The organism is Mesorhizobium sp. YL-MeA3-2017 (genome assembly GCF_030814575.1).
In the GTDB taxonomy this organism is placed as follows: Bacteria; Pseudomonadota; Alphaproteobacteria; order Rhizobiales; family Rhizobiaceae; genus Mesorhizobium; species Mesorhizobium terrae.
The window spans coordinates 5,392,096-5,407,620 of record NZ_JAUSVH010000001.1; the positions used below are offsets into that span (position 1 = coordinate 5,392,096).

Consider the following 15,525-nt stretch of genomic DNA (forward strand, 5'->3'; position numbering starts at 1 on the left):
CCCGCTCCTTTGCAATAGATCTCGACGCCGAACGTCATCGCTTGATTGTTGTTTCCGACAATCATATATTTGACTGAGTCAACAATATCGTTGGCGCCGTCCTGTGATGCTAGACTCCACCGAGGTTGCCATGCTTGCCCTTTCGAACCCGAGCCAAGACCAGATCGACTGCATGCGGGCCTTCAACCGCTTCTACACGCGCCAGATCGGCCTGCTGGAGGAAGTGCTGCTGAAAAGCCCGTTCTCGCTCACCGAGGCGCGGGTGCTGTTCGATCTTGCGCAGCGAAACGGCCAGACAGCCGCCGAACTCGGCCGCGAGCTTGGTCTCGACGCCGGCTACCTCAGCCGCATGCTGAAGAAATTCGAGGAGCGCGGGCTGGTGCTGCGCGAGGCGCAGGCCGACGACGCCCGGCAATCGGCCATCGCGCTGACCGAGGCCGGTAGGAGCGCCTTCGCCGAATTGGATAGCGCCTCGAACAAGGAAATCGGCGCCTTGCTCGAGCGCCTGCCGCCGGAACGGCGACAGACGCTGGTGACGGCGATGGCGACGATCATGCGCGTGCTGGGCGGCGGCGGCGAACCGAAGGTGCCCTACATATTGCGGCCGCTGCAGACCGGCGACCTCGGCTGGATCACGCGCCGGCAGGGTATGCTCTACGCGCAGGAATATGGCTGGGACGAAACCTACGAGGCGCTTGTCGCCGAAATCCTCGCCGCCTTCGTGAAGTCCTACGATCCGAAGACGGAACGCTCCTGGGTGGCGGAGCGCGACGGCGAGGTGGTCGGCTCGGTCTTCGTGGTGCATCAGTCCGACGAGGTGGCGAAGCTCAGGCTTCTTTACGTCGAGCCGTCGGCACGCGGCCTCGGCATCGGCAAGCGGTTGACCGACGAATGCATCGCCTTTGCCCGGTCCCGCGGCTACAAGACGCTGACCTTATGGACCAACGATATTCTCATCGCGGCGCGGCGCATCTATCAGGCCGCCGGCTTCAAGCTGGTCAAGGAAGAACGCCACACATCCTTCGGCAAGGATCTGGTCGGGCAGACCTGGGAGCTGACGCTGTAGGCGCGTAAGGGCAGGCGCACGGCTTATTGGCACTGAGGGCATGCCTATTGGCACTGAGGGCACGGCGAGACGCCTCTCGTCCGTCATTCCCGACCTCGTCAGCGACCGCAGGGAGCGGAGAGTGTCGGGAATCCATGCCGTGACCGATATGCTGTGAAAACGGTGCAGCTACTGAAAGAACACCGCGCTCTTCGACCTCCTATCGTGGAAGGCTCTATAGTTGAGATGTTCTGGCATGGATTCCCGACACTCTCCGGTCGCTTCACTCCCTCACGAGGTCGGGAATGACGGACCTTAGCTGGCTGCGCCCAAGCCCATCCATCTGGAGTTCGTTGTCAGGGTCGAACCTCCAGGTTCGGCCCTTTTCTCATGCTGCGACCGCATGTTCCCTTGTCAGGACGCTCCCGCGCCAGCGCATGGCTGTCATGCAGATTTGCCAGTTCACGTTTTTCGTGATCGGCTTGAATAGTAAGCATGCTTATTATATGTCATGCTTATGTCTTCGAACACGGAACATACGATCGGCTTCCTGGTCCACACGGTGGGCCGGCTTTTGCGCAAGCGTTTGGAACAGATGGCGATCAACACGCATCTTTCCGCCGCTCAATGGCGGTTGCTGTTCTGGGTGGCCAAGGAAGAAGGCACGACGCAGGCCCGCCTCGCTGAATATCTGGAAATCGAGCCGATCAGCGTTTCCCGCATGCTCGACCGCATGGAGCAGGGCGGCTGGGTCGAACGCCGGGCCGATGCCAATGACCGCCGCGTGCGCGCGCTGTTCCTCACCGAACAGGGCCGCGAAGCCTTCCTCTACGTGAAGAGTTTCGTCGGCACGGTCACCGAAGAGGCATTCGCTGGAATATCGAAGGCCGATCAGCAGACAATCATGCAGGGGCTCGAGAAGGTCATCGAGAACCTCAACACCACCATCACGTCCTCCCAAGACGCTGACAATGGCACTGAAGCCAAGACGTTAGAGAGTGCAGACCAATGAACGCCGTGTCCAAGATCGACGAGAGTGAAGTGACCAAGCTCGAGATCGAGCAGCCCGCGCCGCCGGCGCAGCCGGTGATCGCTGCGCCGCCGATCGAGCCGGCGCCCGTGCCGCAGAAGAAGAAGTCGCGCGGCCTGCGCTTCATCCTGATGGTGTCGGTGCCGCTCGTGCTCGTCGCCGCCGGCGGCTACTACTGGGTGACCGGCGGTCGCTACGAAGAGACCGAAAACGCCAATCTGCAGCAGGCGACGCTGTCGATCGCGGCCAATGTTCCCGGCCGCATCGTTCAGGTGAACGTCGCCGACAATATGGGCGTCAGGAAGGGCGACGTGCTGTTCGCCGTCGATCCCGAGCCGTACCGGATCGCGCTGGCCCAGGCTGATGCTGCGGTTGCCAATGCACGCCTCGGCGTCGAGCAGCTGCGCGCCGCTTACAACCAGGCACAGGCGCAGGCCAGGTCCGCCTCCAGCGAGGTCGACTACGCCCAGTCGCAATATGACCGCGCCGCCGATCTGGTGAAGAAGGGCATCAACCCGCAGTCGACGCTCGACCAGACCCGCAACGATCTGGACAAGGCCAAGCAGCAGCTTTCCGTCGCCCAGCAGGGCATCGACAGTGCCAAGGCCGCGCTGGACGGCAATCCCGACATCGCCACCGACAAGCACCCGACCGTGTTGGCGGCACTCGCCGCCCGCGACAAGGCCGCTTTCGACCTGACCCAGGCGACGGTGCGCGCGCCTGACGACGGCGTCGTCTACAAGGCTGCGTCCTTCAAGGTCGGCCAGTATGTGGGCGTCGGCACGCCGCTGTTTGCGCTGGTCGAGACCGGCGACACCTGGGTCGACGCGAACTTCAAGGAAACCCAGCTCACCCGCTTGAAGCCCGGCCAGAAGGCCGACATCGTGCTCGACACCTATCCGGACAAGACCTTCAAGGCCACCGTGCAGGCAATCGGCGCCGGCACCGGCGCGCAGTTCTCGCTGCTTCCGGCCCAGAACGCCACCGGCAACTGGGTCAAGGTCACGCAGCGCATCCCTGTGCGCCTGCAACTGGACGACAGCGACGCCAAGCTGGCTCTGCGTGCCGGCATGAGTGCCTCCGTCACCGTCGACACCGGCGCATCGCGCGGTTTCGGCAGCCTGTTTGGCCACGCCTTCGCCGGTGAGGCCAAGTAAAGCGGCTTAAGCGAGCCGCACCACAGTTTGACGAGGAGGATCGGTTTGCCGGCGGGCCGGCGCGGCGTGTGATTGTGGTGACGCTTATGCGTCCCGATCCCTCGACCGCCGGCACCACCAAGAGTTTCCGGGCGGCAGGCGCGCGAAAGCAGGCGCTGGCCGTTAAACCCCCAAAATGGCTGGCAATCCCCTGACGAGGTTGCCTTGCCGCCCGGAAAGCCCTTCAGGCGCCGACCGCTCCGGACTGGATCGAAATTGCCATGAGTGCAGATCAAGGTTATCGCGAAGTCCCGAACCGTGGGCTGGCCACCGTGGCGATCATGGCGGCGACGGTGATGCAGGTGCTGGACACCACCATTGCCAATGTCGCGCTGCCGTCGATGTCGGGCGACCTCGGCGCGTCGCCTGACACCATCAACTGGGTGCTGACGTCCTACATCGTCGCGGCCGCCATCGTCACGCCGATGACCGGCTGGCTGTCCGACAAGTTCGGCCGCAAGGAGCTGTTCCTGGGCTCGGTCGTCGGCTTCGTCTTCTTTTCGCTTTTGTGCGGGCTCGCCTGGAGCCTGGAAACGATGGTGCTGTTCCGCCTCATGCAGGGCGTGTTCGGCGCATCGATCGTGCCGCTGTCGCAGCTTTTCCTGATGGACATCAATCCCAAGGAACGCCGGGGTCAGGCCATGGCGATCTGGGGCGCCGGCATCATGGTCGGGCCCGTGGTCGGGCCGACGCTGGGCGGCTGGCTGACCGACAGCTACAACTGGCGCTGGGTGTTCCTGATCAACCTGCCGGTCGGCATCGTCGCCTTCCTCGGCATGGCCGCCTTCCTGCCCAGCATCCCCAAGCGCATCCGCGGCTTCGACTTCTTCGGCTTCGCCATGCTGTCGCTGGGCGTCGGCGCGCTGCAATTGATGCTCGACCGCGGTGCCGATGCCGACTGGTTCTCCTCGACCGAGATCTGGATCGAGACCGGCCTCGCCGTCATCGGCATCTGGGTCTTTGTTGTGCACACCATGTCCGCCGACCGCCCGTTCATCGACGCCAAGATCTTCCTCGACCGCAATTTCGCGGCGGCGCTGGTGTTCATCTTCATCATCGGCGTCATTCTCCTGGCCGGCATGGCGCTGATGCCGCCCATGCTCTCGGCGATCTTCGGCTATCCCACGGTGACGACGGGCATGGTGATGGCGCCGCGCGGTGTCGGCACGATGATCTCGATGCTGGCGGTCGGACGCCTGATGCGCATCGTCGATCCGAGGAAGCTGATCTTCGTCGGCATGCTGCTCACAGCCTATTCGTTCAACATGATGGCCGGTTTCACGCCGCAGATGGATGCCTGGCCGATCGTGTCGTCCGGCATCGTGCAGGGTCTGGGACTAGGGCTGGTCTTCGTGCCGATTTCAACGATGGCCTTCTCGACGCTAAACCCCTCGGGTCTGCCGGATGCGACGGCGCTGTTCACGCTGGTGCGCAACATCGGTTCCTCCATCGGCATCTCGGCCTTTGCGGTGATGCTGACGCAGAACACGCAGATCAACCACTCGGAGCTGTCGGCCTTCATCAACCCGTTCAACCCGAACCTATGGATCGCTAACCCGTCGGCGGCGATGGGCGACCGCACCGCGCTGTCGCAGGTGGACGGTCTCGTCAACATCCAGGCCCAGATGGTTTCTTACGTCTCCGACTTCAAACTGATGATGCTGGTGACGCTCAGCGCCATTCCGCTCATCTTCCTGCTCAAATCGCCGAAGAAGTCTGCAGGCGGCGCGGCCGCGCCGGCGGTGCATATGGATTGAGGCAATCGGCAGTCGGCAGTCGGCAGTCGGAACTTACTGGTGAGAAATTGGCTAGGCATGGTCGAAATCAGCCATTATTTTCCGACTGCCGACTGCCGACTGCCGACTGCCGACTGCCGACTGCCGACTGCCGACTGCCGACTGCCGACTGCCGACTGCCCTACTTCCCCAAAACCAACGCCCAATACCGCCAACCAGGCCGTGACGCATCGCCGACATAGGCGAGGCCGAAGCGCGTGAAACGCGGATCGAGCATGTTGCGGCGATGCGGCGGCGAGTTCATCCACATGTCGAACAGGCGCGTCAGGTCCATGCGGCCTTGGGCGATGTTTTCGGCGGCCGCGCCCTTGATGCCGTTGTCGGAGACGCGCGCGGCGAAATCCTTGCCCCAGCCGGTCGTGTGCTCCATTCGCCCCGCGCTGGCCATATAGCGCGCTTGCTGCAGCGCGGCCTGTTCAAGCTGCGCGTCGGGGCTGAGCGCCGTCAGGCCGGCACCCGAGCGGATGCCGGAAACGATGCCGCTTGCCGCCGCCGAGGAGCCGCCACTTTCGCCGGTCGGGCGCATCGTGCCGCAGCCGGCGAGCAAGGCGAGCGCGCCGAAGCCGCCAAACCTCAGCAGGGCGCGCCGGTCCATCGAGAGGAGCGGGGTGGGCGATCGGGCGGTCGAATCTGAAAGTGTCATCGTCTCTTCCATACCCGCGAAAATGGCTTTTGGCAGGCGTCTCAAGAAACTGTGATGCCGCCCGGACGACAGTCGTGGACGAAGCTGTTATGGTGAGACGTTCAGACAGTGGCAGCCACGGGCGGCCATCAAGGGTTTCGACCCTCGGCGGTGACCGCTCTCCAACCCGACAGGAGGATGGTAATGGCCGGTTTTCATGTCATGGCAGGGGCGCACGGACTTGAGTTGCCGACGGTGCGCCGGATTTCCATTTCAGACCTGTTCGACGCCCTGAAGCGCGGTGCCGAGGATTTTTGGGCGAAACCTTCGCACTACGTCTTCCTCGGGCTGATCTATCCGATCGTCGGGCTGATCCTGACGGAGTGGACGTCGGGCTCCAACGCCATCCAGCTGGTCTACCCGCTGATGACCGGTTTTGCACTCGTCGGCCCCTTTGCAGCCATTGGTCTTTACGAGATGTCGCGGCGGCGCGAGCGCGGCATGGACACGTCCTGGAAGCGTGCGCTCGATGTGCGCCATTCGCCGGCGCTGCCGTCCATCGCCGTCATCGGCATCATGCTGATGGCGTTCTTCCTCTTGTGGCTGTTCACGGCGCAATCGATCTATGCATCGTCCTTTGGCGACCAGCCTCCGGCAGCGCTTGGAACCTTCGTTCGGGACCTGTTCACCACCAACCAGGGCTGGCGGCTCATCCTCCTCGGCAATTTGACCGGTTTTGTCTTTGCGCTGATCGTGCTGGCAACGACCGTCATCGCCTTCCCGCTGCTGCTTGATCGTGACGTCGGCGTGGTGTCGGCGATCGAGACTTCGGTGCGCGCCGTCGCCATGAACCCCGTGCCGATGCTGGCCTGGGGTCTGATCGTGGCGGTGTTACTGGTGATCGGCTCGATCCCGCTGTTTGCCGGCCTTGCCATCGTCATGCCGATCCTCGGCCACGCCACCTGGCACCTCTACCGCAAGGTGGTGGTACCGGAAGGCAAGGCCGACCGGCGGCCGATGTAGGCCTGTCGGGTTACCTTGATCAGCGCTGGCTTTCGGTCGCCATCCGCACGGCCAGCGCCGCCAGCACGGTTCCCATCAGCCAACGCTGGATCAGCATCCATAGCGGTCGCCCGGCCAGGAACACCGCTATGGAACCCGCCGTGACCGCGATGACGGCGTTGACGCTCAGGCTGATGGTGATCTGCGTTACGCCCAGCACCAGAAGCTGCGACAGCACGTGGCCCTTTTCGGGCTCGATGAACTGCGGCAGCAGCGACAGATAGAGCACTGCGACCTTCGGATTGAGCAGATTGGTCATCAACCCCATCATAAACAGCTTGCGCGGCCGGTCGCGCGGCAGCTCCTTCACCTGGAAGGGCGAGCGCCCGCCGGGGCGCAGCGCCTGCCAGGCGAGGTAGAGCAGGTAGAGCGCGCCGCCGAACCGCAGCACGTCATAGGCATAGGGCACGGCAAGCAGCAGCGCCGTGATGCCGAAGGCCGCGCACAGCACATAGAACAGGAAGCCGACGGCAACGCCGCCGAGCGAGATCAGCCCGGCTTTCGGTCCTTGCGAGAGCGAGCGCGAGATCAGGTAGATCATGTTCGGGCCTGGCGTCAGCACCATGCCGAGGCAGATCAGGGCGAAGGCGATGTGATTGGCGGTATCGGGCACGGCAGTCCCCCAGATGTGGCGCATCCAAGCGCGCTGGCGCGAAACTGCATCTTTGCCGCGCAACCCGCAAGATCATGACCCGTCGGCTGATTGCGCCAGATCGGGCTTCGCCTTTTGGCCCATCGCCCGTCACGGCAAAAGCTGGTGACAGCCGCCCGGGCTTCGGCTAATCCGGGGCCGTCCCGGCATGGCCGGTAGCACTCGAACGCGGCCTGTTTTTCTGGGATGCCATGACGGATCTGCTTGAAACGATCGATACGCTGACTGCCGTCTCCGGCCGCTATGACACGCTCTTGTGCGACGTCTGGGGCGTGGTCCACAATGGCGAGACGCATTTTCCGGCTGCGGCCGCAGCCCTTGCGCAGGCTCGCAAGGCCGGGCTGGCGGTGGTGCTCATCACCAATTCGCCGCGTCGAAACGCCGACGTGATCGCCCAGTTGCGGGTGATCGGCGTGCCCGACGACGCGTTCGACCGCGTGGTGACGTCCGGCGACGTGACGCGCGATCTGATCGCCGAAGGCCCGCGCAAGGTATTCCACCTCGGGCCGGACCGCGACGTCACCATCTATGACGGGCTCGATGTCGAACTGGTCGAGGAATTCGAGGCGCAGGCCGTGGTCTGCACTGGCCTGTTCGACGACGAGGCCGAAACGCCGGAAGACTATGCCGAGATGCTGGCGCGGCTGCGGGCGCGCAACCTGCCGTTCATCTGCGCCAATCCCGATATCATCGTCGAGCGCGGCGACAGGCTGATCTGGTGCGCCGGCGCGCTTGCCCGCGACTACGCCCAGCTCGGCGGCCGCACGCTGATCGCCGGCAAGCCGCATGCGCCGATCTATGCGGCGGCGATGAAGGCGGCTTGCGAGGCTCTCGGCCGTGACCTGACGCGCAACCAGGCGCTGGCCATCGGCGACGGCATGATGACCGACGTCAAGGGCGGCGCCGACAACGGCTTCGACGTGCTCTATATTTCCGGCGGCATTCATGCCCGCGACTATGGCGACCCGTTGCGGCCCGATCCGGCGCGGTTGGCGGCTTTCCTCGAAAAGCACGGCTACCGGCCCGTTGCCGTCATGCCGCGGCTGAAATAAGGGAGCGGCATGGACAAGCCGTTCGAACGCATTTCCGGCGACACGGTGCTGCCGTCCCGTCTGCGCGGCGGCGTGGTGGCGATCGGCAATTTCGACGGCGTACATCGCGGCCATCAGGCCGTGTTGCAGCGGGCATTGGACGAGGCGCATCGGCGCGGCGTCCCGGCGCTGGTGCTGACCTTCGAACCGCATCCCCGCACCGTTTTCAGGCCGGACGTGCCGCTGTTCGTGCTCACCCCGCCGCCGGTGAAGGCGAGGCTCCTGTCCTATTTCGGCTTCGACGCCGTTATCGAGCAGGAATTCACCCGCGAATTTTCCGAGCGGTCGGCGGAATCCTTCATCACCGATATCCTGGAAAAGAACCTCGGCATTTCCTGCGCGGTCACCGGTTTCGACTTCCATTTCGGCAAGGACCGCCAGGGCGGCCCGGCCTATCTGGCGGAAGCTGGCAGGCGCCACGGTTTTGGCGTCGCCCAGGTCGAGGCTTTTTGCGACGAGGGCACGGACGTCGTCTCCTCCAGCCGCATCAGGGCGCTGCTCACCGAGGGCGAGCCGGCCGAAGCGGCAGGCCTGTTGGGCTATCGTTTCACGGTCGAAAGCGAGATCATCGGCGGCCAGCAGCTCGGCCGCACGCTGGGTTTCCCCACCGCCAATATGAGGCTTTCGCCGCAAACCACGCTGAAGGAAGGCATTTACGCCGTCCGCTTCCGGCGCCAGGACGGCACCTTGCACGATGGCGTTGCCAGTTTCGGGCGGCGCCCGACGGTGGACGACAACGGTGCGCCGCTGCTCGAGACGTTTCTCTTCGACTTCTCCGACAGCCTTTACGGCGAGGTCTGCGAGGTATCGTTCTTCGCCTATCTGCGCGGCGAGGTGAAGTTCGAGGGGCTTGACCCGCTGGTCGCCCAGATGAAGCGCGACGAGGCGGAGGCGAGGGCGGTGCTGGCCGGCGTGCGGCCACTTTCCGCCCTCGACGGGAAGATCACTTTTTAGCGTCCGCGGGCGCGCTGGCCCTCAAGCCCAGACCGAAAGCGATGTAGGTCCAGCCCTGGAAGATCAGGTCGATCGCCAGGAACAGGCCGAGCACCCACAGGCTGTTGACCGGCCAGCGCAGCGCGATGATCAGGCCCGCCAGCACGGTGATGATGCCGGCGGCAATGATCCAGCCTGAACCCTTTTCGGCGCGGTGCTGGAAGCCGACGGTGGTGCGGATCAGGCCCGACGCCACCAGCGCGATAGCCAAAAGCAGGGTGAGTACCGCCGAGGCCAGCAGCGGATTGTAGAAGGCGAAGAAGCCGGCCACCGCATAAAGCAGGCCGTTGAGCAGCCAGTAGAAGAACCGTCCCCAGGTCTTGACGCCGAAGGCATGCACGATCTCGATGGCGCCGGCGATCAGCATCAGCCATCCGACGAAATAGACCGACACGACCGTGGCGATGAACAGATTGCCGAAGGCGATGCCGCCCAGGATCAACATCAAAACGCCAAGGGCAACGAACCATCCCCATTTGGAACGGGCTTGCCCGATTACATTCTTCAATTCGTCCGTTGGCAGGGTCATGGCCATCCTCTCCAAGGTTGTGCCTGTCACAGGGCGGACGATAACGCCGTGCCAATATGGCGTCCAGTGATGGCGCCGAAACGGAATTTGTTTGGAAATCGCGGATTTAAGTCAAATTTTACCAAACGGCCGTCATAGACAACGCAACGGTGAGTTGTGCATGGTGTTGTAATGAGTCCTGCAAGGTTCCTCCCGGCGGCACTGGCTGCTCTTGTCGTTGCTGCCCCGTCCGGCGCCCGCGCCGGGGACGGCTTTTTCGACTGGATTCACGGCGACTGGTATCTGGAGGTCGGCGTCACCGGCCTGGTCGCGCCGAATTTCGAAGGCGGCAAGAAATACCTGCTCGGCGCCGAGCCGATCATTTCGCTGGGCAAGGCTGGCAACGACACCCGCTTTTCCTCGCGCAACGACAATATCTCGCTGGGCCTCTACGACACCGGCAATTTCCGCGCCGGCCTGAACGGCAAGCTGCTGTTGCGCCGCAGCAGCGACACGCAGGGCCTGGAAGGGCTGGACCCGGTGCCATGGGGTGGCGAGCTCGGCGGTTTCGCCGAATTCTATCCCGTGGACTGGGTGCGCGTGCGCGGCGAGGTGCGCCAGGGCGTCCGCGCCCATCACGGTGTCGTCGCCGATTTCGCGGCCGACGCCTTCTATGACGTCACGCCGGAAGTCCGCATCTCCGGCGGTCCACGCATGTCGCTGGCCTCGTCGCGCTATTTCGACGCCTATTACGGCGTCAACGCCGCCGAAGCGGCGACCACCGGCCTTGCCGAATATCATCCGGGCGGCGGCGTCAAATCGGTGGGTGTCGGCGGCGCCGTCACGTGGAAAGTCAGCGACCCGATCACCGCGAGCCTGTTCGGCGAATACAGCCGTCTGACCGGTCCGGCTGCTTCGTCCAGCCTGGTCAAGCAGAACGGTTCGAAGGACCAGTTCACCATCGGCATCTCGACCAGCTACCGCTTCGATTTCAAGATGTAGCCGAATGCGGCGGCGAGGCGCTTTATTCCTGCCGCCTTATCGGCTAAAAGCGCGGCCATGACGGCTTTCTCGCGCCCACGCGGCATCGCGATACGAATTATTGGCCCGGTGTTCCGGACGGCTTAAGGTCGTCGGAGCCGCCGGGACTTTTTGCGTGGGGCACCCTCGCGCTTTTTCCAGAACATGCTAGTTCAACGCCCGAGGCTCGCCGCCGCCGGGCAACGCATATGGCAGATCGATGAACGACAAAGCTGAAACCCTCGACTATTCCAAGACCCTTTATTTGCCGCAGACGGAATTCCCGATGCGCGCCGGCCTGCCGGAAAAGGAACCGGCGCTGGTCAAGCGCTGGCAGGACATGGACCTCTACAAGCGCCTGCGCGAAACCGCCGCCGGGCGTCCAAAATACGTGCTGCATGACGGCCCGCCCTACGCCAACGGCAACATCCATATCGGCCATGCGCTGAACAAGATCCTCAAGGACATCATCGTCCGTTCCTTCCAGATGCGTGGTTTCGACTCGAACTATGTGCCCGGTTGGGATTGCCACGGCCTGCCGATCGAGTGGAAGATCGAGGAAGAGAATTATCGCTCCAAGGGCAAGTCGAAGCCCGACCTTTCGCAGCCGGCCGCCATGGTGGCGTTCCGCCAGGAATGCCGCGCCTATGCCGAAAAGTGGATCAAGGTGCAGGGCGACGAGTTCCAGCGCCTCGGCGTCGTCGGCGATTTCGACAACCCCTACACCACCATGGCCTATCACGCGGAAGCGCGCATCGCCGGCGAACTGCTGAAATTCGCGGCGACCGACCAGCTTTACCGTGGCTCCAAGCCGGTGATGTGGTCGGTGGTCGAGCGCACCGCGCTGGCCGAAGCCGAGATCGAGTATCAGGACTACGAAAGCGACGCGATCTGGGTGAAGTTCCCGGTGAACGACGCGACCAGCGCGTTTGCTGGCAGCCATGTGGTCATCTGGACGACCACGCCCTGGACGATCCCCGGCAACCGCGCCGTCGCTTATTCGCCACGCGTCGCCTACGGGCTGTACGAGATAACCGCAGCTGAGAACGACTTCGGCCCGCAGCCGGGCGAGAAGCTGATCTTTGCCGACGCGCTTGCGGAAGAATCGTCCGCAAAGGCGAAGGTTGTTATGAAGCGCCTCCGCGATATCTCGGCGGAGCAGCTTGCCGGCCTGACGCTTTCGCACCCGCTGCATGGCCTCGGCGGTGGCTATGAATTCCCCGTTCCGCTTGTCGCCGGCGACCATGTCACCGACGATGCCGGCACCGGTTTCGTGCACACCGCGCCCAGCCACGGCCGCGAGGACTTCGAGGCCTGGGTGGATGCCGCGCCGGAACTGCGCAAGCGTGGCATCGACACGGCGATCCCGTTCCCGGTCGACGATGCCGGCTTCTATACCAAGGACGCGCCGGGCTTCGGGCCGGACCGCGAGGGCGGCGCCGCGCGCGTCATCGACGACAACGGCAAGAAGGGCGACGCCAACAAGGCCGTCATCGAGGCGCTGATCGCCGTCAACGCGCTGTTCGCGCGCGGCCGGCTGAAGCACCAGTATCCGCATTCGTGGCGTTCGAAGAAGCCGATCATCTTCCGCAACACGCCGCAGTGGTTCGTCTATATGGACAAGGAACTGGCCGACGGCACCACGCTGCGCGGCCGCGCGCTGAATGCCATCGACGCCACGCGTTTCGTGCCGGCCGCCGGCCAGACGCGCCTGCGCTCGATGATCGAGGAGCGCCCCGACTGGGTGCTGTCGCGCCAGCGCGCCTGGGGCGTGCCGATCGCCGTCTTCGCCGACGAGGACGGCAATGTGCTGAAGGACGATGCGGTCAACGCCCGCATCCTTGAGGCTTTCGAGAAGGAAGGGGCGGACGCTTGGTTCGCCGAGGGCGCGCGCGAGCGCTTCCTGGGTGCTAAGGCCAACGAACCGTGGAAGCAGGTCACCGACATTCTCGATGTCTGGTTCGATTCCGGCTCCACCCACACCTTTACGCTCGAAGACCGTCCCGACCTCAAATGGCCGGCCGACGTCTATCTGGAAGGTTCGGACCAGCACCGCGGCTGGTTCCACTCCTCGCTTTTGGAAAGCTGCGGCACCAGGGGCAGGGCGCCTTACGACACCGTCGTCACCCATGGTTTCACCATGGACGAGGAAGGCCGCAAGATGTCGAAGTCGCTCGGCAACACGGTGGTGCCGCAGGACGTCATCAAGCAGTCGGGCGCCGATATCCTGCGGCTCTGGGTGGCGACGACCGACTATTGGGAAGACCAGCGGCTCGGCAAAACCATCCTGCAGACCAACATCGACGCCTATCGCAAGCTGCGCAACACCATCCGCTGGATGCTGGGCACGCTGGCGCATGACGACGGCGCCGAAGTGGCGCTTGCCGAAATGCCCGAGCTGGAGCGGCTGATGCTGCACCGGCTGGCGGAACTGGACGAGGTGGTGCGTTCCGGCTTCGATGCCTTCGAGTTCAAGCGCATCACGCGAAACTTGCTCGATTTCATGGTCGTCGAATTGTCGGCCTTCTATTTCGACATCCGTAAGGACGCGCTCTATTGCGACGCGCCGTCGAGCGTGAAGCGCAAGGCCTCGGTCAAGGTGGTGCGCCATCTGTTCGACTGCCTGGTGAAATGGCTGGCGCCGCTTCTGCCCTTCACCACGGAAGAGGCGTGGCTGGATCGTAACCCGAAGGCCGAATCGCTGCATCTGGAACAGATGCCGGCGGTGCCCGCCGAATGGCGCGACGATGCGCTGGCCGAAAAATGGCGCAAGATCCGCCAGGTGCGCAGCGTCGTCACCGGTGCGCTGGAACTGGAGCGCGCCAAGAAGACCATCGGCTCTTCCCTCGAGGCGGTGCCGGTCGTCTACATGACCAATGCCGTGCTTGAGGAGGCCTTCGACGGCGTTGATCTGGCCGAGATCAGCATCACCTCCGATCTCGTTATCTCGCACGCTGCCGCCCCCGCCGACGCCTTTGCGTTGCGCGAGGTTCCGGGCGTTGCCGTGGTCGTCGGCAAGGCCGAGGACCGTGGTCTGGTCAAGTGCGCGCGCTCCTGGCGCTACACCGCCGATGTCGGCTCGGACGCCGCTTTCCCGGGCGTTTCGGCGCGCGATGCGGCCGCTCTTCACGAGCTGAAAGCACTCGGCCGGCTCTGATTGCCGGCCGGGTACGATGCCGGTGGCTTGTTGGCCGCCGGCGTTGCCCTTAACGGACCGTTGAGGTAAAGACGCGAAATTCCGGTGACAAGAAAGACAAACTATCGCCGGATTCCCGTCGGATGAGCGCATGGGTTCATTGCCGGGCCATCGGGGCTGGCCAGAGGTCGAGAGTGAAATATTTCAGCATGACCGAAAGACGCTGCGCACGCGCGCTGGTTCTCGTGCCGCTCATGGCGTCAGGTCTGGCGCTTGCCGGCTGCGTCGGATCGCCCACCTACGGTACCGACAAGCCCGCCGACCAACAATTGCTTGGCGACCTTTCCAACGCCATTTCGCTGCGTCCGCCGAAGAAGGACGCCATCGACTACAAGCCGCGCGCCGTGCTGGTGAAGCCGAAGGCCGGCACCAAGGAGGCGCTGCCAGCGCCGCAGGACTCGATCACCCAGACCGCTGGCGGCGAATGGCCGGAATCGCCGGAGCAGCGCCGTGCGCGCCTGCGCGCCGAAGCGACTGCCAACGAGAATAACCCCAACTACCAGACCCAGATCGTCGGCGACGACGTGCAGTCCGATCCGGCAGCCGTCCGGAAGGCGATGGCCGAATCGGGCTCCAGCCACCCGCCGGCTCCCGATACTGGCCAGGCCGTGTCCAAGCGCGCCGAGGTGGCACGCCGCATCGCTGCCAGCGAGAAGGGCACGCCGACCTCCAGAAAATTCCTGACCGATCCGCCCACGGCCTATCGCACCGCCGCCGACACCGCGCCGCAGAACGATGTCGGTGAGGACGAATACAAGAAGGAACGGCGCCTGAAGAAGGAAGCCCTGGCCAAGAGCGGCAAGTCGGGCTGGTTCGACTGGTGGAATTGACCGGCTGCTGACGACTGTCAGCGGCGATCCTTGAAAAAATCCTTGAGAATGGCGGCGGCCTCGGTCTCCGCGATGCCGGCATAGATATCCGGCGCATGGTGGCAGGTCGGGGTGGCGAAGAAGCGTGCCCCGTTGACGACCGCGCCGCCCTTTTCGTCGGCCGCCCCGAAATAGAGGCGCCGCAGCCGGGCGAAGGAAATCGCACCCGCGCACATCGCGCACGGTTCCAGCGTCACATAGAGGTCGTGCCCGGTCAGCCGTTCGCTGCCCAGTTTGCCGCAGGCCTCGCGGATCGCCAGCATTTCGGCATGGGCCGTCGGGTCGTTCAATTCGCGCGTGCGGTTGCCGGCCGAGGCGACGATTTCGGCGCCGCGCACGATCACCGCGCCGACCGGCACTTCGCCGCGCGCCGCGGCAGCTTCCGCCTCCTTGAGCGCGGCGGCCATGAAATCCGGTCGTTTCAAGCTGTTTCTGTCCCGAATAA

General features: G+C 64.2%; 14 protein-coding genes. 10 read left to right on the forward strand and 4 right to left on the reverse strand.

Annotated features, from left to right (window positions below):
* Positions 1 to 130: 130 nt before the first annotated feature.
* From QFZ88_RS25555 to QFZ88_RS25570, 4 genes are all read left to right on the forward strand, one after another.
* Positions 131 to 1,066: a bifunctional helix-turn-helix transcriptional regulator/GNAT family N-acetyltransferase gene (locus QFZ88_RS25555; protein WP_024924894.1), complete on the forward strand. Its 936-nt coding sequence runs from the start codon at positions 131 to 133 to the stop codon at positions 1,064 to 1,066.
* Positions 1,067 to 1,562: 496 nt separating this feature from the next.
* Positions 1,563 to 2,057, forward strand: a complete 495-nt coding sequence (locus QFZ88_RS25560) for a MarR family winged helix-turn-helix transcriptional regulator (protein WP_024925257.1) — start codon at positions 1,563 to 1,565, stop codon at positions 2,055 to 2,057.
* On the forward strand, positions 2,054 to 3,232 hold the full coding sequence (locus QFZ88_RS25565; RefSeq protein WP_024925258.1) for an HlyD family secretion protein: 1,179 nt from the start codon (positions 2,054 to 2,056) through the stop codon (positions 3,230 to 3,232). Before QFZ88_RS25560 ends, QFZ88_RS25565 begins: the two co-directional genes overlap by 4 nt.
* 260 nt (positions 3,233 to 3,492) lie before the next feature.
* Entirely contained in the window at positions 3,493 to 5,028 is a 1,536-nt protein-coding gene (locus QFZ88_RS25570) for a DHA2 family efflux MFS transporter permease subunit (RefSeq protein WP_024925259.1), read from the forward strand.
* Positions 5,029 to 5,188: 160 nt separating this feature from the next.
* Here QFZ88_RS25570 and QFZ88_RS25575 read toward each other — a convergent pair whose 3' ends face one another.
* Entirely contained in the window at positions 5,189 to 5,710 is a 522-nt protein-coding gene (locus QFZ88_RS25575) for a CAP domain-containing protein (protein WP_024927180.1), read from the reverse strand.
* A 183-nt stretch (positions 5,711 to 5,893) separates the two neighbouring features.
* Between QFZ88_RS25575 and QFZ88_RS25580 the strand changes: the two genes are divergently transcribed.
* Entirely contained in the window at positions 5,894 to 6,712 is an 819-nt protein-coding gene (locus tag QFZ88_RS25580; protein ID WP_024927179.1) for a DUF2189 domain-containing protein, read from the forward strand.
* A 19-nt stretch (positions 6,713 to 6,731) separates the two neighbouring features.
* Here the strand turns inward: QFZ88_RS25580 and QFZ88_RS25585 are convergent, their stop codons facing one another.
* On the reverse strand, positions 6,732 to 7,316 hold the full coding sequence (locus tag QFZ88_RS25585) for a LysE family translocator (RefSeq protein WP_373426411.1): 585 nt from the start codon (positions 7,314 to 7,316) through the stop codon (positions 6,732 to 6,734).
* A gap of 278 nt (positions 7,317 to 7,594) precedes the next feature.
* On the opposite strand from QFZ88_RS25585, the gene QFZ88_RS25590 reads away from it, so the two are divergent.
* Positions 7,595 to 8,455: a TIGR01459 family HAD-type hydrolase gene (locus QFZ88_RS25590; RefSeq protein ID WP_024927177.1), complete on the forward strand. Its 861-nt coding sequence runs from the start codon at positions 7,595 to 7,597 to the stop codon at positions 8,453 to 8,455.
* A 9-nt stretch (positions 8,456 to 8,464) separates the two neighbouring features.
* The gene (locus QFZ88_RS25595; protein ID WP_024927176.1) at positions 8,465 to 9,448 is read left to right on the forward strand and encodes a bifunctional riboflavin kinase/FAD synthetase; all 984 of its coding nucleotides are present in this window, start codon (positions 8,465 to 8,467) and stop codon (positions 9,446 to 9,448) included.
* Here QFZ88_RS25595 and QFZ88_RS25600 read toward each other — a convergent pair.
* Positions 9,438 to 10,016 (reverse strand): HdeD family acid-resistance protein, encoded by a 579-nt coding sequence (locus QFZ88_RS25600; RefSeq protein WP_036255415.1) that lies wholly within the window; start codon positions 10,014 to 10,016, stop codon positions 9,438 to 9,440. The two genes, QFZ88_RS25595 and QFZ88_RS25600, sit on opposite strands and share 11 nt — an antisense overlap.
* A 171-nt stretch (positions 10,017 to 10,187) precedes the next feature.
* Between QFZ88_RS25600 and QFZ88_RS25605 the strand changes: the two genes are divergently transcribed.
* The 3 genes from QFZ88_RS25605 (at position 10,188) to QFZ88_RS25615 (ending at position 15,041) form a co-directional block, all read left to right on the forward strand.
* The gene (locus tag QFZ88_RS25605; protein WP_024927174.1) at positions 10,188 to 10,997 is read left to right on the forward strand and encodes a MipA/OmpV family protein; all 810 of its coding nucleotides are present in this window, start codon (positions 10,188 to 10,190) and stop codon (positions 10,995 to 10,997) included.
* A gap of 238 nt (positions 10,998 to 11,235) precedes the next feature.
* Positions 11,236 to 14,172, forward strand: coding sequence for an isoleucine--tRNA ligase (gene ileS / locus QFZ88_RS25610; protein WP_024927173.1), 2,937 nt, complete (start codon positions 11,236 to 11,238; stop codon positions 14,170 to 14,172).
* A gap of 188 nt (positions 14,173 to 14,360) precedes the next feature.
* On the forward strand, positions 14,361 to 15,041 hold the full coding sequence (locus QFZ88_RS25615) for a hypothetical protein (RefSeq protein WP_024927172.1): 681 nt from the start codon (positions 14,361 to 14,363) through the stop codon (positions 15,039 to 15,041).
* A 17-nt stretch (positions 15,042 to 15,058) separates the two neighbouring features.
* Here QFZ88_RS25615 and QFZ88_RS25620 read toward each other — a convergent pair whose 3' ends face one another.
* A complete protein-coding gene (locus QFZ88_RS25620) occupies positions 15,059 to 15,505 on the reverse strand; it encodes a nucleoside deaminase (RefSeq protein ID WP_024927171.1) in 447 nt (148 codons plus the stop codon).
* Between the last annotated feature and the right edge of the window lie 20 nt (positions 15,506 to 15,525).